This window comes from Mesorhizobium sp. M1A.F.Ca.IN.022.07.1.1 (assembly GCF_003997575.1).
Classification (GTDB): Bacteria; Pseudomonadota; Alphaproteobacteria; order Rhizobiales; family Rhizobiaceae; genus Mesorhizobium.
The window spans coordinates 1-8,982 of sequence record NZ_RZST01000253.1 but is presented as its reverse complement, the minus strand read 5'-3'; the positions used below and the strand labels follow the sequence as shown (position 1 = coordinate 8,982).

Here is an 8,982-nt window from a genome sequence, read left to right as displayed (position 1 = left end):
TCGGCACCGTGCATGAGGCGGCGGCCAAGCAGGTCGCGACGGCCGTTCGCATCGCTGTGGAGGCGCAGCCGGCCTGGGCAAAACGCCCGGTTGCCGAGCGCGCCGCGATCTGGCCGGTGAAGATGGCCAGCGGGAAATTCCACGGCGAGATGCAGACGATCGCGCCACGGGCTTCAGTGCCCGCTTCGGCATTCGCCGCCTCGGCCGCATAGTAACGCAGGAAATCGACCGCCTCGCGCACTTCGGCGATGCCGTCGGCCAAAGACTTGCCGGCCTCTCGAGTGGCCAAAGCGAAGAACTCGGCGGCATTGGCCTCGTAGAGGTCGGCGGCGCGGTTGAGGATCGCGGCGCGCTCGGCAACCGGGCGTTTTGCCCAGGCCGGCTGCGCCTCCACAGCGATGCGAACGGCCGTCGCGACCTGCTTGGCCGCCGCCTCATGCACGGTGCCGACGACCTCATCGGGCTTGGCCGGGTTGACGATCTGGCGCGGCTTGCCGTAGCCGGCGGCGGGCGTGATCGGCTTGGCATGCCAGCGATCCGCTCCCGCGAATTCCGCCCGTGCCCTGTCGATGGCTGCAAGAGTCACCGCATCACTGATGTCGAACCCTTTTGAATTGCGCCGGTGGGCGCCGAAGATCGCGGCGGGCCGCGCGATCGCCGGATTGGCGGCGGGGCCTTGTTTCTCTACAGCCTCCAGCGGGTCGCGGGCGATTTCTTCCGGCTCGACCTCCTCGTCGGTCAACTGGTGGACGAAAGAGGAGTTGGCGCCGTTTTCCAAGAGCCGCCGCACCAGATAGGCGAGCAGGTCGGAATGCGCACCGACCGGCGCGTAGATGCGGCAGCGCGTCCTTTCGGCCTTGCGCACCGTCTCGTGCAGCGATTCGCCCATGCCGTGCAGACGCTGGAATTCGAAGGAGTCGCGATCCTTCGCCATCGACAGGATGGCAGCCACCGTGTGCGCGTTGTGGGTGGCGAATTGCGGGTAGATGCGGTCGGTCATCGACAGCAGTTTTCGCGCGCAGGCCAGATACGAGACGTCGGTGTTGGTCTTGCGGGTGAAGACCGGATAGCCGGCAAGCCCAAGCGTCTGTGCCCGCTTGATCTCGGTGTCCCAATAGGCGCCCTTCACCAGCCGCACCATGATCTTGCGGTCGTATTTTTTGGCAAGCGCATAGAGCCAGTCGATGACGAAGGCCGCGCGCGGGCCATAGGCCTGGACGACGACGCCGAAACCATCCCAACCGGCAAGCTCCGGTTCGGCGAGCACGCGTTCGATGACGTCGAGCGACAGATCGAGCCGGTCGGCCTCTTCGGCATCGATGTTGAGGCCCATGCGCGAATGCCGCGCGGCAAGCGCCAGCGACAACAGCCGCTCGGCCATTACCGGCAGCATCTTCTCCTTCTGCGCCACCTCATAGCGTGGATGCAGTGCCGAAAGCTTGACCGAAATGCCGTGGTTGTAGCGAATGTCCGGGCCATTGGACCCCGCGTCGAGCGAGGAAATCGCATCCGCATAGGCGCGGTGATAGCGCAACGCATCAGCCTCGGTGCGGGCCGCCTCACCCAGCATGTCGAAGGAATAGAGATAGCCCTTCTGCGTCATCGGACGGCCGCGCTTGACCGCCTCGGCGATGGTGCGGCCGAGCACGAACTGCTCGCCCATTTCGCGCATCGCCGCCGCCACGGCCTTGCGGATGACCGGCTCGCCGAGCCTGCGCACCATGGCGCGCAGCGTGCCTTCGATGCCGCCCTCGCCTTCATCGAGCACGCGGCCGGTCAGCATCAGCGCCCAGGTCGAGGCGTTGACGAAAATGGAACTCGAGCTGCCCGAATGCGCCGACCAGTCGTGCGGCGCGATCTTGTCGGCGATGAGATCGTCCATCGTCTCGGCATCGGGAACGCGCAGCAGCGCCTCGGCGAGACACATCAGCGCCACGCCTTCCTTGGTCGACAGGCCATAGGCCGAAAGAAAAACCTCCATCAGCCGAGGGTCGGTCGAGCCGCGCACCGCGCGCACCAGATCGGCCGCACGCGCCGAGATCGCCTTGCGCTCTTCCGCCGAAAGCCCGGCAGCCGCGGACAGCCGCCTCACCGCCTCGTCTTCGTCGGGCAAATAGTTGGCGCGGATCTGCTGGCGGATGGCATCGAGCGGCATGTCGGATCCATGAGAGCAAGCGTTAGCGAGCAGGTCTGGCGGTCGCCGGACCGATTGGCGCAAGCTAGCACAGCTGGGAGCCCAGGTCGGTCCAAAGAAATCGACGAGACAGTCCATTCGAGCTATCGTAGAGGCTTAGCTCCCGCCATTTTGACCGTAAGACCGATGAGCGAAGACCAATTGGACCGCATTGACCGCAACATCCTGGCCGCGCTCGGGCGCGACGGCCGGCTTTCAATGTCCGAGCTGGCTTTGAAGGTCGGGCTGTCGAAGACCCCGGTGCAGGCCCGTGTGAAGCGTCTTGAGAAGGAGGGCTACATCAGAGGCTATCGCGCGATTATCGACCGGGAGCGCATGGGCGAAGGACATGTCGCCTTCGTCCAGGTGAAGCTGTCGGATACGCGCTCGGCGGCGCTCGACGCGTTCAACCGCGCGGTGCAGGGCGTGCCGGAGATCGAGCAGTGCCATATGATGGCGTCGAGCTTCGACTATCTCCTGAAGGTCCGCACCACCGATATCGCCGCCTACCGCCGCGTGCTCGGCGAGCGCATTTCGGCCCTTCCCCATGTGGCACAGACTTCCACCTTCGTGGCGATGGAAACGGTGAAGGATCGCTAGCGCAGTTCCAGGAAAAGTGCGCAGCCGTTTTCCGTCCGGAATTGCACAAAATTAAGACTCTACTCCGACAGAGTCTTCAGAAACGCCACCAGAGCGGCGCGCTCGCGATCGGAGAGCTCGAGCGGGTGGATCTCCGAAACGCCTTCAACGCTGGACGCCGCTTTCGAATAATGCGCCACTACCTCGTCGAGGGTCGAGAACTGCCCGGCATGCATGTAGGGCGCACGCGTAGCTGCCCCCCTGAGCGACGGCGTCTTGTAGGCGCGCACGAGTTGCTGCCCGTCCATCACCATGAAGCGCAATTCGCGGCAGGCGCTTTCATCGCCGTCGCGGAACTTGCCGAAGCAGTTGAACGGGTCCGCCTGCACTTGAGCCACGGCATCGACCCGGCCGCGGTCGGGCGGCAGATCCTTGACCGGCGGCACGCCGGTGTTGTGGAACGATTTGTCGGTGAAGCGCGGCCCGTTATGGCAGGTCACGCAATTGGCCTTGCCGATGAACAGCTTCAGCCCGAGGATCTCTTCCGGCGAGAAGGCAGCATCGCCTTGCGGCTTGGTGCCGGTCGCGAGGTCGATCGCGAAGCGGTCGAAACGCGTCTGCCCAGGTTCGATCGAGCGCTCGAAGGCCGCGATTGCCTTGCCGATATTGGCAAAGACGCGGTTGACGTCTTCGGCCTGCCTGGCGGGCATGGCGTTCCATGCCGCCTTTTCGGCCTCGGTGCCGAGCGGGCTGGCATTGGCCGGCACGGTGGAAAGATCGGGCAGCGGCCCGAAAATGCGCTCATAGCGCTCGCCGAACCGCTCCTTGATGTAATGCGCGAAGGCCGCGCGGTTGCCGGCCTGCTCCAGCGGGTTTTCGAGCGGCGTCAGCGCTTGCGCCCACAAACTGTCGCGGCGTCCGTCCCAGAAGAACCAAGGATCGCGCGCCACGCCGGCCAGCGGCATGGTTCGGCGATTGGTGTGGCCGACGCCGACCGCCCGCGGCAGGTCGTCCTGGAACTGACGGTCGATCTTGTGGCAGGTCGAGCAGGACACGGTGCCGCCGCGGCTCATGCCGACATCGAAGAACAGCGTCGATCCGAGCGCCGCAGCGGCCGGCACATCGGCATACTGGTTCGTCGTGTCCGCTTTGAGAGCCGGCAGCGTGTTCAACGCCAGCGAGGCGATGGTCTTCTTCTCGGCGTCGCTGAGCTCGGGCTCGCCGCAACCGCCAAGCCAAGCGAGCGCAGCCAGAGCGGACAGGCTTGCGAGGCGGAGAAGACGCTTCATCGGCCGCTCACAACACGATGTTGAAGACGACGGAATCGGAACCCGCCGCCGCGGAGATCGCGAAGCGCAATTGCCACCAGCCGCTCATGGTGAATTTCACGCCGTCGATGCGGTAGCGTCCCGCCCCCATATAGTCGGTCGCCTGCGGGCTGGTCGGCAGGCCGTGATTGTGCTGCGGCATGCCGCCGGAAACGGTGATCGCGGCGCCCTCCACCGGAGCGCCGGCGGAGGTCTTCAGTGTCAGCAGCCAGGATTGCAGCTCGCCCTGCCGGATGACGCCGCGCTCCGGCTCGAAGCTCGCAACGAACAGGCCGCTCGCCGTCTTTTTCGAACGCGACGTATCGGGGCCCGGTGCCGAATGCGGCGCCGTCAGGTAGACGACAGTCAGAATGCCGACCAGCAGGGCAGCAAGACCGAGACCCGCAAGAATGTAACGCCATATCGATGCCAAACCGGCTCCTCTTCGGCTGATAACGTCACGGGCTGCGCGCAGCATCCCTCCCGCCTGTGGGAAATCGCTTCTGGCGCAAAAATCGGCCTGCGCCAAGCATGGCGCTGCCGGCTGCAAAAAGCTACAGCACCAAAGCTTTAGGAGGACAAGTCATATGGAAGCCAATGGTGTCGCGTCGATCGGCGAATGCATGCTCGAACTGTCGGGCCAGGCAGGACCGAACTGGCGTATGGGCTTTGCCGGCGACACCTTCAATACGCTATGGGCGCTGCATGCGCTCAGCCCCGGCCGGCCCGCGACCTATGTCTCGGCCTTCGGCGACGACCCTTTTTCCCGCGATCAGATCGCGTTCTTAGCCCAGAACGGCATCGGTATCGGCAGCAGCCCGGTCATTGCCGGCGCAAGACCGGGCCTTTACGCCATCACGCTCACTGGAGCCGAGCGCGCCTTCACTTACTGGCGAAGCGATGCTGCCGCGCGCCAGCTTGCCTCCGATGCAGCGGCACTGGCGAAAAGTCTTGAAAACCAGGCGCTTGTCTATTTTTCCGGAATCACTTTGGCAATTCTGGATGATGCCGCGCGCAAAACCCTGCTTTCGGCCGTCGCGACAGCACGCGCGGCGGGTTCGCTGGTCGCCTTTGACCCGAATTACCGTCCCAGGCTGTGGCCGAGCCGTGAAACCGCGCAGGCTGCGATCTTGGAAGCGCTCGCCGTCGCGGATATCGCATTGCCCACTTTTCCGGATGAGCAGATGCTGTTTGGCGATGAGGCGCCGGAAACAACTGCCAGGCGTCTCGGAGGAGTGGTCGGCGAGGTTGTCGTCAAGAACGGCGAGCAGCCGGCATTGATTGCCATGGACGGCGCCTCGGAAACAATCGAGGCAGTGCATGTCGCCTCGCCTGTCGATACAACCGGCGCCGGCGATTCCTTCAACGGCGGCTATCTCGCCGCCCGGCTTGCCGGTCACGCCCCAGTCGACGCGGTTCGGCGCGCGCATCGGGTGGCTGCGGCCGTCGTACAGGTGCGCGGCGCGCTCGCGCCGTTCGAGATTCTAAGAACAGCCTTTGGGATCTAGCTAGGAAGCCGGAACCTGTATTCCGTCACCTGATGGTAGATCTGGCCCGGCCAAAGCGTGGCCTGTGGGAAATAGGGCCGGTTCGGCGCGTCGGGCCAGGTCTGAGCTTCGAGGCAGAAGCCTGAAAAGGCTTTGTAGCCGCGCCCGTCCAGCCCAGGGGAGGACGGCGCGACATACTGGCCGATATAGAGCTGCAGGCCGGGCTCGGTGGTCCAGACTTCCATTTCGACGCCGGAACTGGCGCCCTGCACCCAGGCTGCCTGGTGCAGCGGTCCACGGCTGGAGGCGAGGCAGTAATTCAGATCGTAGGGAAGCTGCTCGCCTTCCGATTCCATGCGCAGCGGCCGCGCCTGGCGGAAGTCATAGGGCGTGCCGTCGACGGGCTTCACCGCGCCGGTCGGGATCATCTCTGCGTCGACGGGCGTATAAGCGCCGGCATTGAGCATCAGCCGGTGGTCGAGAATGTCGCCCGCGCCCCCGTCGTCGAGATTGAAGTAGGAGTGCTGCGCAAGATTACAGAGCGTCGGCTCCTCGCATGTGGCGGTCAGTTCCATGCTGAGCGTGCCGGGGATCTTCAGCCGGTAGGTGCAGGTGACGTCCAGCGCGCCTGGAAAGCCCATCGTGCCATCGGGATCGTGCAGTGTCAGCGTCACGAAATCGCGCCCGTGCAGCGAGACCGACCATGGACGGTGGAAATAGCCCTCCGAGCCGCCATGCAGCGTGTGTTTCCCTAGAAAATTGCGCTCGGTCTGGTAGCGCTTGCCGGCGATGGTGAAGCGGCCGTCGCGAATGCGATTGGCGAAGCGGCCGACGACGGCGCCGAAATAGGCGCGGTCGGTCTCATAGGGCTCGAACTGGTCGTAGCCCATCACCAGCGGCGCATCATGGCCGGCGAGCCGCAGATCCTGGATGATCGCGCCAAGCCCGATGATGTTGGCCGTGAGACCACCGCCACGGATGGTGAAGCGGCGAACGGCCTCGCCCGCCTGCGTCGTGCCGAAGACCTCGCCGTCCTTCATCGCTGTGCCCGAAAACGTCAGTTCATTGATCTGTGGACTACGCCGGCCATCTCCGGCAAGGGCAGGCCTGATGCCTGCCCCGCCAGTCAAGCGTTGTCAGAGGCCGAGGCCACCGAGGCAGACATATTTGGTGTCGAGATAGTCCTCGATGCCCTGATGTCCGCCTTCCTTGCCGAGGCCCGATTCCTTGACGCCGCCGAACGGCGCCTCGGGCGTGGTGATCAGGCCTTCATTGACGCCGACCATGCCGTATTTCAGCCCTTCCATGACGCGGAAGGCGCGGCCGAGATCGCCGGTGTAGAAATAGCAGGCGAGGCCGAACTCGGTGTCGTTGGCCAATGCGATCGCTTCTTCCTCGGTCTCGAACCTGAACACCGGGGCGACCGGCCCGAAGATCTCTTCCTTCATGAAGCGCATCTTGGGCGTGGCGTCGGCGATGACCGTAGGCTGGAAGAACGAGCCGCCGAGCGCATGGCGATTGCCGCCGGCAACGACCTTGCCGCCCTTCGAGGTGGCATCGGCGATCAGTTCCTCGACCTTCTCGACCGCTTTCTCGTCGATCAGCGGCCCCTGCTGCACGCCTTCTTCCAGGCCGGAGCCGACCTTCAGACTGTTGCTGGCAGCGGCGAGCTTCTCGACGAACTTGTCATAGATACCCGCCTGGACGAGGAAGCGGTTGGTGCAGACGCAGGTCTGGCCAGAATTGCGGTACTTCGCGGTGATGGCGCCGGTGACGGCGCGATCGATGTCGGCATCGTCGAAGACCAGGAACGGCGCATTGCCGCCGAGTTCCATCGACACTTTCTTGACCGTCGTCGACGACTTCTGAATCAGGATCTTGCCGACCTCGGTCGAGCCGGTGAAAGTGATCTTCTTGACCAGCGGGTTGGCGCAGATCTCGTCGCCGATCTCGCCGGCCGAACCGGTCAGGATGTTGATGACGCCCTTGGGGAAGCCGACCTCTTCGGCGAGCGCGCCCCAGGCGAGGCCCGAATAAGGCGTCTGCGAGGCCGGTTTGACCACGGCCGTGCAGCCCGCGGCCAGCGCCGGTCCGAGCTTGCGGGCGAGCATCGAGGACGGGAAGTTCCATGGCGTGATGGCGGCAATGACGCCGACCGGCTCCTTCGTCACCAGGATGCGGCGGTCGCCCCAGGGCGACGGCACGATGTCGCCATAGGTGCGGCGGCCTTCCTCGGCGAACCAGAGGATATAGCTCGCGGCCGAGCCGATCTCGCCCTTGGATTCGAACAGCGACTTGCCCTGCTCGATGGTGAGCAACTCGGCTAGCACGTCCTGATTGTCCATCATTGCGTCGTGCAGCTTGCGCAGAAGCTTCGAGCGCTCGAGCGCGGTGGTCTTGCGCCAGTTCTTGAATGCTTCATCGGCGGCCTCGATGGCGCGGCGGGTTTCGGCCTTGCCGGCCTTCGGCACGGTCCCGATCTTCAGGCCGGTCGCCGGATTGTTGACGTCGATGGTCTGGCCGCTGTCGGCCTGCACCCATTCGCCGTTGATGAGATTGGCCTGGCGCATGAAATGACTGGTTTTCTGAAGCATGGTCTGGCCTCCGTTCGGCGCGCTGATCGGCCGTTTTTCTGGATATTCGGGGGCGTGCAAGGCTGCACGCTGGCGCATTGCTCTTACCTAGGGAAAGCCCGGCAAGCAATCACAAGATGGCATATAGGGGTTGGGCCAGCAAAAACGAGCGCTAGCCGAACACATGCAGGACCACCGTCAGCCAGAAGGATGTGGTGAGCACCGCACTGGCCGTGGCGATCGTCATCTGGTTGGACGCCAGCGCCTGGCCGGTGTTGAATTGGACGGCGATGAGATAGGAATTGATGCCGGAAGGCAGCGCCGCCACGACCACGGCGACCTTTGCCGTCAGCGGCGGCAGGCCGAGCAGCCAGACCGCGAGCAGCGCCAAGGCCGGCATCAGGAAGAGTTTCAGCGCCGACAGCGCGAGCGCTGGGCGCACGTTGCCGGAAATGCCGAAGCGGCGCAGGCTGAGCCCCATCGCAAACAGCGCCACCGGCCCGGCCGTATCGGCCAGCGCGTCGACCAGCCGCTCGATCAGCGGCGGCAGCGGCGCGCCGATGAAGCGCCAGGCGAGCCCCGCGAGAATGCCGATGATCAGCGGGTTGACGAACAGCCGCCTGAGGAAATTCCGGATGACGCGCAACGGATGCACAGACTCGTCGTCGCGACGACCGAACATCTCGAACAGCACGATTGACGCCATCATCATGACAGGCAGGTGGATCGAGACCAGCAGCGACAGCACCTCGAAGCCGCTGGTGCCGAATATGCCGAGGATGAAGGGCGCGCCAAGCAGCACGACATTGGAGTAGGCCGAGGACACGCCGCCGACGATGCCGGCGCGGGCATCGCGGCCGAAG

General features: G+C 64.7%; 8 protein-coding genes. 2 read left to right on the top strand and 6 right to left on the bottom strand.

Going from position 1 to position 8,982, the window contains the following annotated elements; genetic code table 11:
• Window positions 1-2,155, bottom strand: a 2,155-nt coding sequence (gene putA / locus EOA75_RS23480; RefSeq protein ID WP_245466711.1) for a bifunctional proline dehydrogenase/L-glutamate gamma-semialdehyde dehydrogenase PutA, incomplete at its 3' end; no start/stop codon positions are given.
• A gap of 165 nt (window positions 2,156-2,320) precedes the next feature.
• Here putA and EOA75_RS23475 point away from each other — a divergent pair.
• Complete coding sequence (locus EOA75_RS23475; RefSeq protein WP_095778463.1) at window positions 2,321-2,773, top strand: Lrp/AsnC ligand binding domain-containing protein; 453 nt, start codon at window positions 2,321-2,323, stop codon at window positions 2,771-2,773.
• A 59-nt stretch (window positions 2,774-2,832) separates the two neighbouring features.
• Here EOA75_RS23475 and EOA75_RS23470 read toward each other — a convergent pair whose 3' ends face one another.
• Both EOA75_RS23470 and EOA75_RS23465 read right to left on the bottom strand, forming a co-directional pair.
• A complete protein-coding gene (locus EOA75_RS23470) occupies window positions 2,833-4,041 on the bottom strand; it encodes a cytochrome c peroxidase (protein ID WP_127325283.1) in 1,209 nt (402 codons plus the stop codon).
• 7 nt (window positions 4,042-4,048) lie between these two features.
• Window positions 4,049-4,492 (bottom strand): FixH family protein, encoded by a 444-nt coding sequence (locus EOA75_RS23465; protein WP_095802017.1) that lies wholly within the window; start codon window positions 4,490-4,492, stop codon window positions 4,049-4,051.
• A gap of 154 nt (window positions 4,493-4,646) precedes the next feature.
• Between EOA75_RS23465 and EOA75_RS23460 the strand changes: the two genes are divergently transcribed.
• On the top strand, window positions 4,647-5,567 hold the full coding sequence (locus tag EOA75_RS23460; RefSeq protein WP_067329424.1) for a sugar kinase: 921 nt from the start codon (window positions 4,647-4,649) through the stop codon (window positions 5,565-5,567).
• On the opposite strand, the gene EOA75_RS23455 is transcribed toward EOA75_RS23460, so the two are convergent.
• From EOA75_RS23455 to EOA75_RS23445, 3 genes are all read right to left on the bottom strand, one after another.
• Complete coding sequence (locus tag EOA75_RS23455; protein ID WP_095778465.1) at window positions 5,564-6,586, bottom strand: aldose epimerase family protein; 1,023 nt, start codon at window positions 6,584-6,586, stop codon at window positions 5,564-5,566. The genes EOA75_RS23460 and EOA75_RS23455 overlap by 4 nt on opposite strands.
• A gap of 96 nt (window positions 6,587-6,682) precedes the next feature.
• Window positions 6,683-8,140, bottom strand: a complete 1,458-nt coding sequence (locus EOA75_RS23450) for an NAD-dependent succinate-semialdehyde dehydrogenase (RefSeq protein ID WP_127325282.1) — start codon at window positions 8,138-8,140, stop codon at window positions 6,683-6,685.
• 151 nt (window positions 8,141-8,291) lie between these two features.
• Window positions 8,292-8,982 (bottom strand): AEC family transporter (locus tag EOA75_RS23445; protein ID WP_127325281.1); only part of this gene is annotated, 691 nt, incomplete at its 5' end.

Coding starts and splice junctions, on each gene's coding strand:
- EOA75_RS23475 (WP_095778463.1), top strand. CDS start 2,321: ATGAGCGAAGACCAATTGGACCGCATTGACCGCAACATCCTGGCCGCG.
- EOA75_RS23470 (WP_127325283.1), bottom strand. CDS start 4,041: ATGAAGCGTCTTCTCCGCCTCGCAAGCCTGTCCGCTCTGGCTGCGCTC.
- EOA75_RS23460 (WP_067329424.1), top strand. CDS start 4,647: ATGGAAGCCAATGGTGTCGCGTCGATCGGCGAATGCATGCTCGAACTG.
- EOA75_RS23455 (WP_095778465.1), bottom strand. CDS start 6,586: ATGAAGGACGGCGAGGTCTTCGGCACGACGCAGGCGGGCGAGGCCGTT.
- EOA75_RS23450 (WP_127325282.1), bottom strand. CDS start 8,140: ATGCTTCAGAAAACCAGTCATTTCATGCGCCAGGCCAATCTCATCAAC.